Here is a 16,582-nt window from a genome sequence, read left to right as displayed (position 1 = left end):
ATCTATTTTTCGATAATAAAATCCACCTTACCTGGCGTAAGCATAACCTTTTTGCAGTACTCTGGAAATCTGGTCAACCGCACCGTCAGTTGACCATGGTGGTTTTCCTTCCATTCATTCAAATCAACTGCAGCTTCGATAAAATCTTCATTAACCTGCTGATAGCTTGACAAGGCAACTAAAAATGTCACTTTTACCTTTTTAGGGAAAAGTTTCACATTGTAGAATTCCTTATTGTTTAATATTTTCAACGGAACTTCGACCGTCTTTTCTGTAAACTCATCCACGGGGAGCCTCACTTCGACCACTCCGGGGAAGACGCTGATGTTTTTCATTACATTTTGCTTCACCGCAATCCTGCTAACCCGGTTACTATGAATATCCTGTAGACGGAGCGTATCCGTTTTCCAGAAATCTATTTTCTCCAGCTCCTCCTGCGGACCAGAAACCGTAACATAATTCGGTGTAAATTCTATCGGTCCTGAAATATCAAACTGCCTGGAGAACTTAAGATCAGGAACCAAAACTACAGGCACCTTTTTAACCGTTCTCTTAGAAAAATCAAAATAGAGGGTATCGGGTCTTACAGATATAATTTTCTGGGAGGTTTCCAGCTGATTATTAACTGCATATAGCTGTTCCGAGAACAAAACGTAGTTTCTGTTATTTAGTTTATCCAGGCTGATACTAATATATTGGGGGTTAATCCTCAGCCGGGCAAATAATAATTGCCAGCCGGTTCCTTCTACTAAAAGATCGACTGTATCTGACTGCAGTGGATGAAATGCTTTTTTCTGAGGGAAATTCTTATACATCAGCACAGTTTTCGCCGTGTATACGTATTTATTATTGAGGGCAAGGAATAACCACCCCGCGATTGCCAGCAGCACACAAGTAAGCAGCACCAAGAAACGTTTCCGCTCTATTTTTGTCAGTTTAATGAATGGCATGGCTGAAAGTAATCAAATTTAATAAAACAAAAAAGCCGCACCAATACTGGAGCGGCTTTTACTAATAGCATTAAATTAAGCTTTTGGCAACTCTGTAGAAGCTTTTGTAGCATCAAGCGAGATTGCAGACTTATCAAAGCGGATTTTAGTTCCACCCTCAACTTCAATTAAGAATGTTAATTCATTCATATCAACGATTCTGCCGTGGATACCAGCTGTGGTCACTATTTTATCACCTTTTTTCAGGTCAGCAACTAATTTTTTGTGATCTTTTGCTTTTTTTACCTGAGGTCTGATCATGAAGAAATAGAAAACAACCATGATTAAAACCATTGGAACCAGGGTGCTCAGCATGCTGCTTTGGCCTGCTTGTAAAATTACTGTAGCTGTCATAAAATTATTATATTGAAAAATAAATTATTTAGAACCAACTTCCTTCACGTCACCAATCATGTGAACTTCAGAAATTGACGGGTTTGCATTAGAAGTGATTGTGATGATTTTATCCTGTAATCCTATTTTACCTGCACTATTAAATACAACTTTGATCACTCCTGTTTCACCTGGTTTAATAGGTGCAGTAGGTTTTTCAGGAACTGTACAGCCACAAGTAGCTGTTGCATTCGTGATTATCAAAGGAGTTTTTCCTGTATTTTTGAATTTAAATTCATGCGTTGCAGACTCCCCTTGCTGAATAGCGCCGAAATTATGCAACCCTTGTTCAAAACTCATCACAGGAGCATCAGGTGAAGCCACTGCATTTACCGTTTGTCCAGGTGCCGCTTCAGCATGCGCTGCGTGATCATGACCTTCATGACTATCATGTGCAGCTTCCGGTTGAGATTGTTGACAAGCTGTAAAAGCAAAAGCCGCAATGGCCATTAATACAATTTTCTTCATGGAATTAATTTTATTCATCTATTAAACCGCGGCCTATTTTTTTAATACTGTTTGTACGTTTCAGGTCGCCTAAAATTTTGTCCAAGATACCGTTAATAAATGAATTACTTTTCGGAGTACTGTAATCTTTTGATAGATCAAGATACTCATTAATCGTCACTTTAACTGGAATGGAAGGGAAATTCAGCAATTCACAGATAGCCATTTTCATTAAGATTGTATCCATGAGAGCTATCCTTTCAGATTCCCAGTTTTTGGTTCTTTCGGCAATAAGCTCCTGGTATTCTTTATTATTTTTGACAGTATAAACAAATAGATTTTCAACGAATTTGCTATCTTCTTTCCAGTCTCCGCTAATTGGGGTAAGCTTATTCTGGAACGGGTCTTCTGAAACAAAATTCTTTAATGTTTTAGCAACCATTCCCTGCATTACTTCCTTGTCAACAGACCAGTTTATAAAACGGTCTTCAAAAGCCTGGATAATATTCTGACTTTTCAGGATAATTTTACGGAAGATAAATTTGATAATTTCTTTAGAACCTTCCAGACTTTCATCGGGATCGTTCAGATAGGCCGTGTATTCAGGCGTAGTTTTAAGTTTATTGTAGATTGTACGGATAAACTCAGGATCTGCATGCCAGTTAATCTGGTATTTATTTACAGCAGATTTAAATTCAGGATTTCCCTGCAGGAGCACGATGAATTTATTGTGCAATAATTTCTTATTCGGATTCAGGTCATCCGCAGTAGGAAAATGTTTGTGAGATCTTTCGATGGCGTCGATTTCTGTATATTCCGTGATTTCTGAAAGTAATGCCAGCATTCTGACATACATTTCATACACCTGGTCAATACTGTGCATGACCTCTTTCTTTGCAGAAATAAGATCTTTCTTCTCTGTCATTTGCCACGCAAAGATATTTTGCAGGACTTTGATTCTTAAGTGCCTTCTATTTAACATGAATGTAAGAACGATTTGGTATAAATACCGGTTATTAAAATGATGATTTTATTTTTTTGATGTCTATTATTCTTTGTTCAGCTATCCGGTTTGCTGCCAGGATAGTTGGGATATTATCTGTTTTGGATAAACGTATTACGTTTCTGGTTGCCTCGTAAATATTTTCAGTCAGCTGCATAGTTCTTTTCTTTCCAAAACCTGTCAGTTCTGAATAACAATTAATCAATCCACCTGCATTGATCAGGTAATCAGGCGCAAAAAGTATATTCTTTTCAAGCAATAACTGACCGTTTGCCTGTTCATCTGCCAGCTGGTTGTTTGCAGAACCTGCAATAATTGCAAATTTCATTTTCGGAATAGTTCTCTCGTTTACTGTAGCACCCAGAGCACATGGAGCGTAGATATCTGCATCAAGACCGAAAATTTTGTCTGCGCTTACAGGCTTAGCTTTATACTTCCTGGCCACCTCAGCAAGCCTTTCCTCATTAATGTCGCTGATAAATACCTCTACATTATCTTTTCTGAGCAATTCTACCAGCTGTTCGCCGACATTACCGATTCCCTGAACGACCACAGAACGGCCAGCCAGAATATCGGTACCAAAAACTTCCTTTACACAGGCTTTGATTCCGAGGTAAACGCCTTTAGCAGTAGTTGGAGAAGGGTCGCCCATTCCACCGATAGATTCAGGAACCCCGGTAACATGTTTGGTCTCCATACGAATGTATTCCATGTCTTTGGTCGTTGTACCCAAATCTTCGGCAGTGATATATTCACCATTTAGATTTTGGATAAAACGGCCGTAACTACGCATCATGGCTTCAGATTTCCCTTTACGGGAATCACCTATGATTACCGCCTTACCACCACCCAGGTTTAAACCCGTAATAGCGGCTTTGTAAGTCATACTTCTTGACAAACGCAAAACATCCTGCAACGCTTCATTCTCTGTAGCATAACTCCACATCCTGGTTCCACCCAGAGCTGGTCCGAGTGTAGTATCATGAATAGCAATAATGGCTTTTAATCCGGTGTCAGGATCATTACAAAAAACAACCTTTTTATGCCCAAGGGCACTGAGCTGATCTAAAATTGAGTTTACCGCAGAACTATTACCAGTCATAAGAAATGTGTTTATCAGACAGGCCGCAAAACTAACGATAAAAAACATTAATTACATTGTTTTAACGAAACAGTTTACAAAAATCATACTCAATTGGCTAACTTTACCAGCTCATGAAACACCTCCGTTTTCTTAACAAACATTTCTATAAATACAAATGGTGGATCATCCCAGGCGTGTTTTTTGTCGTGATTTCGAATATATTTGGTGTCATCCCAGCCCAGGTAATCGGTCATGCTTTTAACCTGATCACGGAAAACATCCAGATCTACGGTTTATTCAATGGATTTGACAGGCAGCAGCTTGTTTATGATATTTTCAGTTACAGCCTGTTTTACTTCGGCATGCTTGTACTCCTGCTTTATTTACTCCGCGGACTCTTTCTTTTCTTTATGCGCCAAACCCTTATTCTCATGTCCAGACATATTGAGTTCGACATGAAGAATGAAATCTATGCACATTACCAGAAACTGAGTATGGGTTTTTACCGGCGTAACAATACAGGCGACCTGATGAACCGTGCTACAGAAGACGTTAACCGTGTCCGAATGTATGTAGGGCCTGCCATTATGTATGCAATCAATACTATTGTGCTGTTCCTGCTAATCATCAGCGCCATGTATTCTGTAAATGCGAAACTGGCAACCTTTAGCCTTTTGCCCCTCCCGGCACTGGTTATTATCATATATATGGTCAATACCAAGATCAATCAGAAAAGCGAGCAGATTCAGGAGCAACTATCCAGTCTGTCCAGCTTCGTGCAGGAACGCTTTTCAGGAATCCGGGTTATCAAGTCCTATGTAAGAGAAAATTACACCCGGAAAATCTTTGCTCAGGAAAGTGAAAACTATAAAGAAAGCTCTATGAGCCTGGTTAGAGTTCAGGCGCTTTTCTATCCTACCATGCTTTTACTCGTCGGATTAAGCACCATCTTAACCGTATATATAGGGGGAGAACAAGTACTGGACGGCTCTATCACTGCCGGAAACATCGCAGAATTTATTGTTTATGTAACTCAGTTAACCTTCCCTGTGACCATGCTTGGCTGGGTGACCACACTCATACAGCGGGCATCTGCTTCTCAGAAAAGGATTAATGAATTTCTGGAACTGCAGCCCGACATACAATCAGGGGATTTGGCTATTGACAACTTCAAAGGCAATATCCGCTTTGAAAATGTAAGCTTTACTTACCCGGACACTGGCATCACTGCGTTAAAAGATCTGAATTTCGAAATTAAATCCGGGCAGTTTGTTGCTATCATCGGGAGAACAGGCTCAGGGAAGTCTACCCTCGCGAACTTAATTATGCGTATGTATGACACTGATCAGGGCACCATTTACGTAGATGAGAAGCCACTCCCATCAGTTCAGTTACAACCTTATCGTAACCATATCGGCTTTGTACCGCAGGAAGTTTTCCTTTTTTCCGACCACATATATAACAATATCGCATTCGGACTGGACAGCACCACAGATGAACAAGTTGAACAGGCTGCGAAAGATGCGGCCGTATATCATAATATTAAAGGCTTCGAACTCGGGTTTCAAACGATGCTTGGAGAGCGGGGAATTACACTTTCCGGCGGACAAAAACAAAGAGTATCCATTGCCAGAGCACTTATTAAATCTCCTCAGCTGCTTATTTTCGATGACTGTCTTTCCGCGGTCGATACCCGCACAGAAGAGGAAATACTGCAAAATCTAGGTAGGGTAATGCATAAAAAAACCAGTATTCTCATTGCGCACCGGATCTCTACAATTCAGAAAGCAGATCTTATAATCGTGCTGGACAAAGGCAGCGTAGCCGAAAAAGGAACACACAAAGAGCTACTTGCAGTAAATGGGATCTATGAAGAAATGTATAGAAACCAGTTGCTTGAAGAAGAAAAAAAATCACTTTAATTTCTATTTTGAAGTTTACTGATTAATACTTTATATTTACCCAAACCAAAACCAACAGTAATACCAAACATGGGAGAATTTGACAACAAAGAGAGAGAAGAAGTTTTTTCGAAGAAAGTAAGGGCTGGTAAACGAACTTATTTTTTTGATGTGAAAGCGACACGTTCAGGCGATTATTATCTGACCCTTACCGAAAGCAAAAAAAGGCTTGAAGACGGAGTATTCGTAAAGCATAAAATCTTTTTATATAAAGAAGACTTCGAAAAGTTTGCTGAAGGTCTGAATGAAACTGTGGATTATATTAAAAACCATCAGGATGTAGTAGAAAAACGCTACGAATATTCAGAAAACCATGAAGGTACCAGCAGAAACAACAGTGAAGATTTCTCCCTCTAATCATAGGCATACATACACACCTTTAAAAAAAAGCTCCTCTTTAAGGAGCTTTTTTTTTGCATGCAGCTTTTAAGATTCACAAACCTTAATTTCGACACTGCTTAATGTAATCCAGGAATCTTGCTCGGAGACGTTACAACCCAATATAAGTGTATTGCTGTGGCTTAGGTACTCCTTTAATTCCGCAAGAGCCTCTGCAGGTATACTTTTATTTAGAATCCTGACAGGCTCATCAAGTGCGGCCGTCCGGATCTCCAGGTCGTAAATTCCCTGTACCTGTGTATGGCAGACCAGTAATGAAATTTCATCAGATATCTTCTTCAGCTCCTGAAAAGCAAGAATTACCTGATCGGTATGTGCAGCCTTAAAACCTAAAACTAAAGCGCAGGAAGAATCAGCCTGCGGCTGTGCACCGTCAAACTGAATCTGATCTGCTTCTGCCAGTATTGATTCGATTACTAACCTATCCATAATTGCGTGTTTAGAAATGTATATACATAAAAGGAATACCAGGGATAATTGTTTGATGGATATCAAAAATATTGCCCGATACCGTATACAGAACACTACCTTAAGCTAATTCCAAACTAATCTAGATTAAAATGTTCAATTCCCTTTTTGTTTTATACGGTATAAACGTCGGCCTTTCCGAGATTATGATTATTCTACTCGGTTTATTTGTGCTTGCACTGATCTTGAGAAATATACTAATACAGCCCAGAATTAAACCTTAATTAATAGTCCATCCTTCTACCAAGTAAGCGGAAACCGTTTGCGCATAGCAGAAGCAGAACGATGATCATGACCCATAGCCAGCTATACCCTAATCTTTCTGCCAGGTAAAATCCAGCCGAGGGGCCGATTACCTGTGCAACTGACCAGCTTAAGGTATATCCTGCGGCATACTGCCCACGGTTATAACTATTAGATCTGCTCATAACGAAAGTGTTGATGAACGGAAGCGCAAACATTTCACCCATCGTAAACAGCACTATAGAAATCAGTGCGACCATTACCGGTGTAAATCCAGGAAGCATAAGCATCAGATAGGCCAGCGCGATTAAGAGCACACCTTTCACAATGTAGTAAGTTCCTGAACGTTTATTTTGGATCTTGCTAATCATGACCATTTCGAAAGCAGCTATGATTAACCCATTAAATCCAAGTATCAGCCCGATATGCAGCTCATTAATATGCCACACTGTTTTGTAATACAGAGGCACTACTCGGAACATTAGAAAAAAACAAGTGGTGAGCATTGTGGTCAGCAGCAGAAATTTCACAAAAAGCATATCTTTCCAGGGCTTCATTATTTCTGTTCCCAACATCTCCTGATCACTGGGCTCCGGTTTATCTATTGCAACTCTGGCAACTGCAGCTGGTAATAAAATCACAATCAGCAGGCCCGAAAGCATACTCACGGTGCCATCCAAAATAAATAACATTGGATAACTGAATGAAGCAACAATGCCGCCTATTCCGCTCCCCACTGCCCATCCTAGGTTTGTAGCAAGCCGGTTCAGACTATAAGAACGTGTTTGCGTTCCGGGAGCAGCATAAGTCGCAATCGCTGCAAAATTTGCAGGTCTGAATGCTTCAGAAAAAAAGCTGATTACCAGCGTTAGTAAACACAAAGTATCAAAATGGATGATGGAAGCGTAAAGAATAAAAAACAGTCCCCCGATCACAGAAGCCAGAATCTGAACCAGCCGGAAACCAATCATATCAGTTAACTTACCTCCGGCAGCAGCACCGGCGATTGAGCCAACACCAAAAAGAGTGATAATCAGACCTGCATCCGAAGGTGACCGGTCGAGATACTGGGTCATATACAAACTCATAAAAGGCACAGCCATACTGCTGCTCCTGTTAATTAGCATTACAGTACTCAAGAGCCAGGTTTCCCTGCTCAATCCGGAAAACGAAGTTTTATAGGTAGTAATTATTTTGGTTAGCATGGCTTTATTATTAGCACAAATCTAACCTCTTTTTACCAAGATTCGCCTAAATATCCCTGGAATGAATGATTCCCGGTAAAATTTCTCTTAGAATTTATGCTGGGCTGCAACCGGTTTTACGGGTTCGTAAGCACGCTGTCTCGGCTTATCGCTACACTGGCCCAAAGCCATATAAATTACAATAAAAATTACGATAGTAGAGAGACAACCTCCTCCTAGTTTTTTTGCTCCGTAACCGGCAATAATAGTTTTGAAAAATGAATTCATAGGTGAAATTTATTACAGAACAGGTAACAACCGGATTAGTTTGCTCTATCTGGTAAAAAACTATGCTACGCAAAAAGCCGGCAGTCTGACCTGCCGGCTTCTATTATTGTATTTGTGCTAGTTTTTTTATGCGAATACTATTGTACAACCACACCTTCTTTGCTAATTTTAATAAAAGCTACTTCAGTACCTTTTTTAACATCGATATGGTAATATTGAGATTTGTCGGCATTAGTAACCAGAAACGCTGCACTTGGAGCCCATTCTTTATACGCATCTGTTTGGAGCGTAGTTGTGACAGGAGCTGGAAGCTCTTCCAATTTAACTGGAACCTTCTGCGTACTATCCTGCTGAATAATTACCGGAGTGGAGATATTTTCGTTTGCTTTTACTGTCGTGATACCTGCCATTGCAATAAAGGCAGCGGATAAAATTAAATTTTTCATGTCTATATAATTTAAGTTTAACTGTTAATGAAAGATCATGGATCACATCCGCAGAGCAGTTTAGCTCCATGATTTCAAAATAATTTGTTGGTATTATAATAAGGTATATAACAAATACATGCCAAACCATAACAACATAAACAAGACATTGTTTTACAGACAGTTAACCATAACCCTTCTGGTTATAACCTGTAGACATTCTCCACAATATGCCCGGTATACACGCGATATGCCCGGTATACAAGTGATGCGGCTAATCGAGCGACACAAAAAGTTCTGATTGAATAAGCCATCTATTACCAATTTTACGCCACATGGCTGCATAAAAGCCACGGAAGGGAGCTGTCTGATAACTCCAATTGCCTTTTTCCCAGGCCAGAATGCCGCTTTCGCCAAGAATTACCTCCTCGGGGTTCCGGGCGAATAAAGGCGGATCTTTTTTAAACATTGAAAAAAATATCTGTTCCAACTCTTTCTTTCCCTTATACTGTCCACCCTCACCGGATTGCACATGGACATCGTCCATCCAGAAAGCCGCTACTGCTTTTGCGTCGGCAGCTGCTATCGCCGCATTACTTGCTGCCCTGGCCGCGAAAATGTCCAGGACATCCTTACTCGTTTGCTCCATATTGTAAATATAAATTAGTTTTACACCTCTACCTAGATTTAAACCTTGAAAACGTTTTATTTTCGCCAAAAAAATCACTTATTTGCCACATATTAATAAATAATGCAAATAGGAATAATCGGCCTTGGAGACATGGGCAAACTTTACGCGAAACATTTCGCTAAAGCGGGATATGATGTATGTGGATCGGATTTGCCTCATCTTAATGAAAAACTGAGTGAAGAACTGGCTCCATCCGGCATTCAGGTATTGGTAGATGGCAATGCAGTGTCACGCAGAAGCGATGTTATCTTCTACGCTGTTGAGGCGGAGAAGATAGATGAAGTGGCGGCAAAGTTCGGTCCGTCTACAAAATACGGGGCAATCGTTGCCGGCCAGACCTCAGTTAAGACACCTGAAATAGCAGCTTTTGAAAAACACCTTCCAAAAGACGTGCAAATAATTACCTGTCATTCTTTACACGGGCCGGGCTTTGCACCTGTAGGACAGACGCTGATTGTTATCCCACATCGTTGTAGCGCGGAAGCGTATATGCGTATGGTAGATCTTTTAACCGTTTTAGGTTCTGAGCTTGTAGAAATATCCGACTATCATACTCACGATAAAATAGTGGCAGATACTCAGGCTGTAACCCATATGGGTTTTGAAAGTATGGGAACAGCCTGGAAGGAAGCAGGTATATTTCCCTGGGAAAATGGCGCCTATAAAGGCGGGATCGACAATGTGAAAATTTTAACTATGCTGCGGATCTTCAGTTATAAATCACACATTTATGCAGGCCTGGCTATTTTAAACCCATACGCGAAATTGCAGGTCAAAAAATACGCACAATCAGAGTCTGACTTGTTTAAGATGATGATTATGGAGAAGGAAGACGATTTTCGCAAACGGATTTATAAAGTGCGGGATTATCTTTTCCCTGATGACAAACAGTTCTTACTGCTGGATAATCAGATCATGAAAGAATATTCACTTTCAGGATTAGGAACGCAACACACGGCAAACTCACACTTGAGTTTACTGAGTATGGCAGATGCCTGGTATCGCCTGCAGATCAATCCGTATGACAATCTGATTTGCCAGACTCCTCCTTTCCGGTTAAGACTGGGAATAGTAGAATACCTTTTCAGAGATAAAGATTTGCTGGAAGAATCTATAGCAGCTGCTATTTATGATAAACAGATCAGAGCAGACGATCTGGAATTCCATTCTGCGGTGAGAGAATGGTCTTCGATAATAGGTTATGGTGACTTAAACGGTTACAAACAACATTTCGATGCGGCAAAAGCATTTTTTGCAGACAGATTGGAAGAAGGTCGCATACAAAGTGCGGAGATGATCAGCAGGCTGAATAAAAACAACTGATACAAATTCAAATGCGTTTAAACCCAATAATCACAGGTTTAAGCGCATTAAATGTACCGGCGAATAATTTCCTGGAGCTGAGCAGCAGGAATCACGCCTGACTGCCGCCATTTAATCTGTCCGTTTTTAAACAGAATCAAAGTCGGAACACCCTGAATCTGGTATTGCGCAGAAACAGCAGGATTCTTGTCCACATCAACTTTAAGGATCTTAGCATCCTCTCCTATCATTTCTTTGAGCTGCTTGAGTATAGGCGCCATCATTTTACATGGACCACACCACTCAGCAGAAAAATCGACCAGCACCGGCTGATCTGCCTGGATAATTGAATTAAAATTCGACATGCGCAGAAATTTTAAAAATGCAATATTTAATATAGGAATTTTTCGCTGTTAAACCTGTGAACCGGAGAGAAAACTGAAAAACCCCTTAAAATAAGAAGCGGAGATATTCCAGAAGAATATCCCCGCCATTTAATTAACGCTCTCCATATAAAGACGCGTTATTTATCCTTTTATTGTGTAGTAATTATTTTTTTTCAAAAAAAGATCGAGATTATACACCCAGCGTTTTCCGATGTCTGAAAAACATCTGTGAGATTGGTATGAGCATTAATCCGCATAAGCCGAAAATTATAAAAGAAACTCTTAGATTAAAAGCATGAGCAAGGTAACCGATTAAAGGTGGCCCGAGCAGCATACCTGTAATGGAATAGGTTGCAATAATTGAGATAGCCATGCCAGGAGAATATTTAGATGAAGCACCGGCCAGTGCATAAGACATAGGCACTACAGCTGCCGTTCCAAAACCCACTAGCGAGAAGCCAATCATTGCTGTCCAGAATGTAGGGACAATAATAGCCATTGCAATACCGGCCACGATGAATAATGCGCTCATAATATAAGTGGCAGGCATCCCGAACCGGGCAATAATCAGATCAGAAAGAAATCTCGACAACGCCATAAAGGTCATGAAGATCAGATATCCATAAGTGAAGATCTTCACATTCAGAACTTCCTGGAAATATATCCCACTCCAGTCAAACATTCCACCCTCGCAAATTGCAGAACAAAAAACAACCAGTCCAAGATAAAGAATATATGGATCTGGTTTACCCATAATTATTTTGTTTCCAGTTGAAGACCTGTCATCTTTCAACAGGTATTTAAAGGCATAACATGTCAGCGCCAGCGCAATAACTGCTACAATAACCAGATGCAGCTGCAGAGATATGTTCAGCGCAATCAATAAAGTAGAGAATGCTACTCCGGCAATTCCGCCAGTACTCCAGAAACCGTGAAATGAACCGATAATTTTTTGTTCAAACTGTTGCTGCAGCGTTATAGCCTGTGTGTTAACCGAGATATTAAAAATACGGGTGGTAAAGGCAAAAAGAACTACAGCAATTACCAAAGAATACGTTTGCTGGGTAAATCCGATCAGGGCCAGCGACAATGCGTTTAACCCATAACCGATTGCCAGTGGTACCCGGCTGTTATATTTTGCTACAAGCCAACCTGAAATTGGAAGACCAATCAACGAGCCCACGGGCATCGCCAGTAATATAGCACCGAGTTCGGCCTCGTTAAAACCAAATGCTGTTTTAATAGTTGGAATACGGGAAGCCCAGGTCGCAAAGCTGAATCCCGACATGAAGAAAAACAAACTTAGAAAAATGCGGTGTTTACTTTTAGAAATCATTATCGTAAGAAAGCCGCAAAGATAACTATATATACAATAATAGTTCCTGCCAGGCCTCTAGCTTTTGTTCAAATGTTTTACCCGCGTTAGCCCGGCTTGGTGAAGGAAGTAAATGGTAACTTTTATCGGCGCTAAATCCTACCTGCTTTCGATAGAACTCTTCTGCCTTTTTACTATCAAAAAAGATATGCTTCAGATTCGGATAAGCCAGATAAAATCGGGCAAAATCATTTACAGTGGCATTTCTGATCTGACTGTCGAGACTTCCAACACAAGTACAGGATTCTAACACATCCCAAAGCGCAATTCCGTGCCCGAGTAAAAAAGAAGTACGTTCAGTATATTCCAGGCTTGGCTGCAAATTAAAAAGACCATAAATAAGCTTCCAAAAATGATTACCCGCATGTCCATAATATTGTCCCAGCTGTAATGAACGCTCTCCCGGCATGGTTCCTAAAAGTAAAACTGTGCAATCCTGATGAATGATTGGAGGGAAAGCTATTTTGAGTGAATTATTCTTATCCATTGATACTTTTAACAACGCAAAGATAAAAATGTTCCCCTGAGCACAGATCCCGTTAAGAACCTGTAAGGTTTAAGCCCGGATAATGCTACCTTTGCAGAAGTTATACCAAAATTACCCATGATACAAATCGGACAATACAACGAACTGAGAATAATCAATAAAACTGAAGCGGGCCTGATTCTCTCTGATGGAGACAAAGAGGCACTTCTTCCTTATAACCATGTACCTGCGGATGCAGTAGTAGGAGAAAACATCAATGTGTTTGTCTATATGCATAAAGACGGAAAGCTTCATGCGACATCTCAAAAACCATTGGCCTGCGTTGGTGACTTTGCTTATCTGACAGTAGTTGAAGCCGGAGAAAATGGTGTTTTCATGTCCATAGGAATCGATAAAGATGTTTATGTCCCTGAAAAAGAACAAAAAAGACCTATGTTCAAAGGAGATAAACATGTTGTTTATGTTTTCCTTGATGACAGTAATGACCGGATGGTAGCCTCTTCCAGGCTGACCAATTTCGTGGAAGAAGAAGAGATCAATTTTGAAGAAGGTGATGAAGTCAGCTTGTTAATAGCCGACCGCAGTGACCTGGGATATAATGCGATCGTTGATAATAAATATATCGGATTACTGTACACAAATGAATTATTTGATCAGTTAAATCCAGGTGAAGTACGTAAAGGATGGATCAAAAAAGTACGCGTTGAAGGTAAAATAGATCTTAGCCTGCAGCCAATGGGTTACGGCCACATCCTGGACATGAAAGAAATCCTATTAAAAATGCTGGAAGAAAACCAGGGAATTATCCACCTTGGCGATAAAAGTTCACCTGATGATATTTACGACCTCTTAAAAATCAGTAAAAAAGCATTCAAGAAAACAACAGGGGCTTTATATAAAGAACGGATTATTACAATTGGTGATCATGAGATCAGATTGTTATCCGAATAAAGAACAGATTATAATATAAAACATGAGGCCGGATATTTAATATTCGGCCTCATGTTTTTTGAAAGCAATAATTAATTACGGGTACGTCTCAGGCTTCAACTTCATACAACATCCAGATAGTACAGGAATAATGACCCGTATTGCCGATTGGTTTGTCTAATAAGCGGAAACCTAGTTTCTCATACACGCCTACTGCAGTTTTCAATTCCGTTAAGGATTCAAGATAAATATACCGGTAACCCAGATTCTGAGCCTGCCCTATACATTTACGAATGAGCAGCTTGCCTAAACCCTGTCCCCTATACTCAGGAAGCAGATACATTTTTACCAATTCGACAGTATCCGGCGGCAGGCCTGCAGAAGGGAAAACGCCTACTCCTCCGATAATTTTATCTCCATCCAGCGCTATAAAATACTGGCTTGATGCTTCGCGAAATGCCTCATACATATAATCAAGACTCTCGTCAAAATAAGCTGTCCCTGGGAGATTTAACCCATATTCCTCTAAACTGCTTCTGATAATAGCAGCTATCGCCTCATTGTCCTGCGGTTCTATGGTTCTAATAGTGATCTGCGTCATTGGTGAAATTTTAAACAAACAAAAATAAACAATCTGAAATTGTTCAGAACATTTTTACTCAAAATACGTTGTAACAGATTGAGCTCGAATGACCGCTTAGGCATTCCTTATAAACAGGCCTGGCGGACAATGTATAAAAAATAAACAACAATTGAAATGCACATAAAAATTGGCTTATTCTTGCTTCTGACAAGCCTTACAAATCTGGTTACTGCGCAAAACATCACCTACCAGCTCCAAAATCCAAAAGATGGGTCATCAAATACTGTATCAGTTAGCAAAACCGGCGATGAAATTCAAATCAATATCCTGGCACGCTGGAATGATCAGGCCGAAACATATGGACAATTTAATGGCAAAGGAAAACTAGAACACGGGCAGGCTGTGATCAGCAGCGATAGTGATGCTTGTAAAGTCAAACTAAACTTCACGGAAACCGGTCTTCAGATTGAATTTATGAATTGTGACGCTAACAGGATTCCTGAACACTTCTCAGGTACCTATACTAAAATCGCCGATCAGGTGACCGGCGATTATCAGGTTAGTGCGAATATCTCTTATTATTTCAGCAAACCAAACCTGCAATCCAGAAAGAAAGGCTTCCTGAAAGCCGGTGACCAATGGCAGATTGAAGAAGTATTCCCTGGAAACTGGGCATTTGCAACCCTCCGTTCCGGAGATAAAACGCTTTTCGGTTATGTAAGGCTGCAAGATTTACGCTTTGTAAGAACGTATCTTTTTGATTGAGTCATAAACTCCGTCCCATAGCTTCACTCGCTGCTGCAGCGCCTCTATAGTCACCTGCTGCGCTTTTGACCAGACTTCCGCGTTTTCACCACAAAGCTCAGCCGTCATCTCCAGCGCAAGGTTACTGTGATGATCACCATCTACTTCAATATGTCTTTCCATATAATATTTGAGAATCCCCAGCTGATCAGGAAATTTCTGATTCAGATCTGCAACGATTGAAATGAACATATTGGGAATCAGGTCTTCACGACCAAAAGTAAAAGCAGCCGATTGAAGCGGATAGTCAAGGCTGTCAATCAAACTAAAAGTAAACTTCATAAATTCCTGTGCCGCCAAAGGCACCTCTGCTATCTGGCAGGCTTCTTCTATGGAGTGTCCGGATTGTAAATGAGAAAGGAAAGTCTTAACAGGAGCTGTATTTGCCTTACACTGATCCATAGCTTCCAGATATAATTCAAAGTGACTTTTACGGACCCCCAGGTGATCGAGATCTGATTCTTCACCTGTTACAATTTCATTGATCAGGTAGCGGGTATTTGCGTTACCCACAGGAAACCAGGGTGTAGTAGTACAAGTCAGGCCTTGCTGCAAAGCTTTAAGCAGCGACATAAAATCCCAAACTGCATATACATGAAACTCCATAAATACCCTTAAAGATTCCAGATCTTCTATCTCATTATAGACATGGTGATGGATAATTTCCTGCCTTAAAGGCTCAATATGTTCCTGTATTTTTACTATTCCTGAATGCATTGTATTTTCAATATTTAGCGCAAAGGTATTTCAATATATCACTGATGCTATCAACGGCGTTATTTTTTACATTTCAATGTCCATTCCTGAAAAAGCTATACACTATAAAACAGTGTATGGAAAGAGAAGAAGAGTTGTTCTACTCAGAAAGAACGAGTAAAAATCAGAAGTTTGACAAGCGACTGATCGCTCATGTTGTTAAGCTGGCCGAAGAAGGGACGCCCCGGAGGGATCTGATAAAGACTTATAAAATGACCGGAGAAACCCTTGGGATGTGGTTGGACAAGTACAGTTCAATTTTGCATAAACGCAAGCTTCACAGTACTGCAGAAAAACGATCGATTGTTCGAGCTATCCATGGGGGGATGAGTATAAAGGAAGCCGTTATCGTATACAATATCAGCTCAAGGAGTACCATACGAA

General features: G+C 40.4%; 21 protein-coding genes. 6 read left to right on the top strand and 15 right to left on the bottom strand.

Going from position 1 to position 16,582, the window contains the following annotated elements; all coding sequences use genetic code 11:
- Positions 1-2: 2 nt before the first annotated feature.
- From BLR53_RS03675 to BLR53_RS03655, 5 genes are all read right to left on the bottom strand, one after another.
- Positions 3-950, bottom strand: a complete 948-nt coding sequence (locus BLR53_RS03675; protein ID WP_037439059.1) for a YbbR-like domain-containing protein — start codon at positions 948-950, stop codon at positions 3-5.
- Positions 951-1,025: 75 nt separating this feature from the next.
- Positions 1,026-1,343, bottom strand: a complete 318-nt coding sequence (yajC, locus tag BLR53_RS03670) for a preprotein translocase subunit YajC (protein WP_037439061.1) — start codon at positions 1,341-1,343, stop codon at positions 1,026-1,028.
- Positions 1,344-1,367: 24 nt separating this feature from the next.
- Positions 1,368-1,850: a DUF1573 domain-containing protein gene (locus tag BLR53_RS03665; protein ID WP_037439156.1), complete on the bottom strand. Its 483-nt coding sequence runs from the start codon at positions 1,848-1,850 to the stop codon at positions 1,368-1,370.
- A 10-nt stretch (positions 1,851-1,860) separates the two neighbouring features.
- The gene (gene nusB, locus BLR53_RS03660; RefSeq protein ID WP_234797531.1) at positions 1,861-2,754 is read right to left on the bottom strand and encodes a transcription antitermination factor NusB; all 894 of its coding nucleotides are present in this window, start codon (positions 2,752-2,754) and stop codon (positions 1,861-1,863) included.
- Between the two features lie 91 nt (positions 2,755-2,845).
- Positions 2,846-3,934 (bottom strand): Glu/Leu/Phe/Val family dehydrogenase, encoded by a 1,089-nt coding sequence (locus BLR53_RS03655; RefSeq protein ID WP_037439158.1) that lies wholly within the window; start codon positions 3,932-3,934, stop codon positions 2,846-2,848.
- 113 nt (positions 3,935-4,047) lie between these two features.
- On the opposite strand from BLR53_RS03655, the gene BLR53_RS03650 reads away from it, so the two are divergent.
- Both BLR53_RS03650 and BLR53_RS03645 read left to right on the top strand, forming a co-directional pair.
- Positions 4,048-5,838, top strand: coding sequence for an ABC transporter ATP-binding protein (locus tag BLR53_RS03650; RefSeq protein ID WP_037439065.1), 1,791 nt, complete (start codon positions 4,048-4,050; stop codon positions 5,836-5,838).
- A gap of 69 nt (positions 5,839-5,907) precedes the next feature.
- Positions 5,908-6,234: a DUF3276 family protein gene (locus BLR53_RS03645; RefSeq protein WP_037439068.1), complete on the top strand. Its 327-nt coding sequence runs from the start codon at positions 5,908-5,910 to the stop codon at positions 6,232-6,234.
- A 69-nt stretch (positions 6,235-6,303) separates the two neighbouring features.
- Here the strand turns inward: BLR53_RS03645 and BLR53_RS03640 are convergent, their stop codons facing one another.
- The 5 genes from BLR53_RS03640 to BLR53_RS03620 all read right to left on the bottom strand — a co-directional run bounded on the left by BLR53_RS03640 (position 6,304) and on the right by BLR53_RS03620 (position 9,533).
- Positions 6,304-6,705, bottom strand: coding sequence for a hypothetical protein (locus BLR53_RS03640; protein ID WP_074587389.1), 402 nt, complete (start codon positions 6,703-6,705; stop codon positions 6,304-6,306).
- A 263-nt stretch (positions 6,706-6,968) separates the two neighbouring features.
- Positions 6,969-8,192, bottom strand: a complete 1,224-nt coding sequence (locus BLR53_RS03635) for an MFS transporter (RefSeq protein ID WP_074587387.1) — start codon at positions 8,190-8,192, stop codon at positions 6,969-6,971.
- A gap of 87 nt (positions 8,193-8,279) precedes the next feature.
- Positions 8,280-8,459 (bottom strand): hypothetical protein, encoded by a 180-nt coding sequence (locus BLR53_RS03630; RefSeq protein WP_037439072.1) that lies wholly within the window; start codon positions 8,457-8,459, stop codon positions 8,280-8,282.
- A 137-nt stretch (positions 8,460-8,596) separates the two neighbouring features.
- On the bottom strand, positions 8,597-8,905 hold the full coding sequence (locus tag BLR53_RS03625; RefSeq protein ID WP_037439074.1) for a hypothetical protein: 309 nt from the start codon (positions 8,903-8,905) through the stop codon (positions 8,597-8,599).
- A gap of 253 nt (positions 8,906-9,158) precedes the next feature.
- The gene (locus BLR53_RS03620; RefSeq protein WP_074588423.1) at positions 9,159-9,533 is read right to left on the bottom strand and encodes a DUF4440 domain-containing protein; all 375 of its coding nucleotides are present in this window, start codon (positions 9,531-9,533) and stop codon (positions 9,159-9,161) included.
- 102 nt (positions 9,534-9,635) lie between these two features.
- Here BLR53_RS03620 and BLR53_RS03615 point away from each other — a divergent pair, with 102 nt between their 5' ends.
- Positions 9,636-10,898 carry a prephenate dehydrogenase gene (locus BLR53_RS03615; protein WP_037439078.1) on the top strand — a complete coding sequence of 421 codons (1,263 nt, stop codon included), beginning with the start codon at positions 9,636-9,638 and terminating at the stop codon, positions 10,896-10,898.
- A gap of 47 nt (positions 10,899-10,945) precedes the next feature.
- Here BLR53_RS03615 and trxA read toward each other — a convergent pair whose 3' ends face one another.
- The 3 genes from trxA to BLR53_RS03600 form a co-directional block, all read right to left on the bottom strand.
- Positions 10,946-11,242: a thioredoxin gene (gene trxA, locus BLR53_RS03610; protein ID WP_037439079.1), complete on the bottom strand. Its 297-nt coding sequence runs from the start codon at positions 11,240-11,242 to the stop codon at positions 10,946-10,948.
- Positions 11,243-11,453: 211 nt separating this feature from the next.
- Complete coding sequence (locus BLR53_RS03605; RefSeq protein ID WP_037439080.1) at positions 11,454-12,599, bottom strand: MFS transporter; 1,146 nt, start codon at positions 12,597-12,599, stop codon at positions 11,454-11,456.
- A gap of 25 nt (positions 12,600-12,624) precedes the next feature.
- Entirely contained in the window at positions 12,625-13,125 is a 501-nt protein-coding gene (locus BLR53_RS03600; RefSeq protein WP_037439081.1) for a DNA-deoxyinosine glycosylase, read from the bottom strand.
- A gap of 117 nt (positions 13,126-13,242) precedes the next feature.
- Here BLR53_RS03600 and BLR53_RS03595 point away from each other — a divergent pair, with 117 nt between their 5' ends.
- Complete coding sequence (locus tag BLR53_RS03595; RefSeq protein WP_074587384.1) at positions 13,243-14,076, top strand: CvfB family protein; 834 nt, start codon at positions 13,243-13,245, stop codon at positions 14,074-14,076.
- A gap of 88 nt (positions 14,077-14,164) precedes the next feature.
- Here the strand turns inward: BLR53_RS03595 and BLR53_RS03590 are convergent, their stop codons facing one another.
- Entirely contained in the window at positions 14,165-14,656 is a 492-nt protein-coding gene (locus tag BLR53_RS03590) for a GNAT family N-acetyltransferase (RefSeq protein WP_037439083.1), read from the bottom strand.
- A 156-nt stretch (positions 14,657-14,812) separates the two neighbouring features.
- Here BLR53_RS03590 and BLR53_RS03585 point away from each other — a divergent pair, with 156 nt between their 5' ends.
- Positions 14,813-15,403, top strand: coding sequence for a hypothetical protein (locus tag BLR53_RS03585; protein WP_074587382.1), 591 nt, complete (start codon positions 14,813-14,815; stop codon positions 15,401-15,403).
- On the opposite strand, the gene BLR53_RS03580 is transcribed toward BLR53_RS03585, so the two are convergent.
- Complete coding sequence (locus tag BLR53_RS03580; RefSeq protein ID WP_074587380.1) at positions 15,371-16,159, bottom strand: DUF3050 domain-containing protein; 789 nt, start codon at positions 16,157-16,159, stop codon at positions 15,371-15,373. The genes BLR53_RS03585 and BLR53_RS03580 overlap by 33 nt on opposite strands.
- 116 nt (positions 16,160-16,275) lie before the next feature.
- Here BLR53_RS03580 and BLR53_RS03575 point away from each other — a divergent pair.
- On the top strand, positions 16,276-16,582 hold a 307-nt coding region (locus tag BLR53_RS03575), incomplete at its 3' end, for a hypothetical protein (RefSeq protein ID WP_143007821.1).

Source organism: Pedobacter antarcticus, from assembly GCF_900103515.1.
GTDB lineage: Bacteria > Bacteroidota > Bacteroidia > Sphingobacteriales > Sphingobacteriaceae > Pedobacter > Pedobacter antarcticus.
This window is presented reverse-complemented; position numbering and strand designations above follow the sequence as displayed.

Coding starts and splice junctions, on each gene's coding strand:
- BLR53_RS03675 (WP_037439059.1), bottom strand. CDS start 950: ATGCCATTCATTAAACTGACAAAAATAGAGCGGAAACGTTTCTTGGTG.
- yajC (WP_037439061.1), bottom strand. CDS start 1,343: ATGACAGCTACAGTAATTTTACAAGCAGGCCAAAGCAGCATGCTGAGC.
- BLR53_RS03665 (WP_037439156.1), bottom strand. CDS start 1,850: ATGAAGAAAATTGTATTAATGGCCATTGCGGCTTTTGCTTTTACAGCT.
- nusB (WP_234797531.1), bottom strand. CDS start 2,754: ATGACAGAGAAGAAAGATCTTATTTCTGCAAAGAAAGAGGTCATGCAC.
- BLR53_RS03655 (WP_037439158.1), bottom strand. CDS start 3,934: ATGACTGGTAATAGTTCTGCGGTAAACTCAATTTTAGATCAGCTCAGT.
- BLR53_RS03650 (WP_037439065.1), top strand. CDS start 4,048: ATGAAACACCTCCGTTTTCTTAACAAACATTTCTATAAATACAAATGG.
- BLR53_RS03645 (WP_037439068.1), top strand. CDS start 5,908: ATGGGAGAATTTGACAACAAAGAGAGAGAAGAAGTTTTTTCGAAGAAA.
- BLR53_RS03640 (WP_074587389.1), bottom strand. CDS start 6,705: ATGGATAGGTTAGTAATCGAATCAATACTGGCAGAAGCAGATCAGATT.
- BLR53_RS03635 (WP_074587387.1), bottom strand. CDS start 8,192: ATGCTAACCAAAATAATTACTACCTATAAAACTTCGTTTTCCGGATTG.
- BLR53_RS03630 (WP_037439072.1), bottom strand. CDS start 8,459: ATGAATTCATTTTTCAAAACTATTATTGCCGGTTACGGAGCAAAAAAA.
- BLR53_RS03625 (WP_037439074.1), bottom strand. CDS start 8,905: ATGAAAAATTTAATTTTATCCGCTGCCTTTATTGCAATGGCAGGTATC.
- BLR53_RS03620 (WP_074588423.1), bottom strand. CDS start 9,533: ATGGAGCAAACGAGTAAGGATGTCCTGGACATTTTCGCGGCCAGGGCA.
- BLR53_RS03615 (WP_037439078.1), top strand. CDS start 9,636: ATGCAAATAGGAATAATCGGCCTTGGAGACATGGGCAAACTTTACGCG.
- trxA (WP_037439079.1), bottom strand. CDS start 11,242: ATGTCGAATTTTAATTCAATTATCCAGGCAGATCAGCCGGTGCTGGTC.
- BLR53_RS03605 (WP_037439080.1), bottom strand. CDS start 12,599: ATGATTTCTAAAAGTAAACACCGCATTTTTCTAAGTTTGTTTTTCTTC.
- BLR53_RS03600 (WP_037439081.1), bottom strand. CDS start 13,125: ATGGATAAGAATAATTCACTCAAAATAGCTTTCCCTCCAATCATTCAT.
- BLR53_RS03595 (WP_074587384.1), top strand. CDS start 13,243: ATGATACAAATCGGACAATACAACGAACTGAGAATAATCAATAAAACT.
- BLR53_RS03590 (WP_037439083.1), bottom strand. CDS start 14,656: ATGACGCAGATCACTATTAGAACCATAGAACCGCAGGACAATGAGGCG.
- BLR53_RS03585 (WP_074587382.1), top strand. CDS start 14,813: ATGCACATAAAAATTGGCTTATTCTTGCTTCTGACAAGCCTTACAAAT.
- BLR53_RS03580 (WP_074587380.1), bottom strand. CDS start 16,159: ATGCATTCAGGAATAGTAAAAATACAGGAACATATTGAGCCTTTAAGG.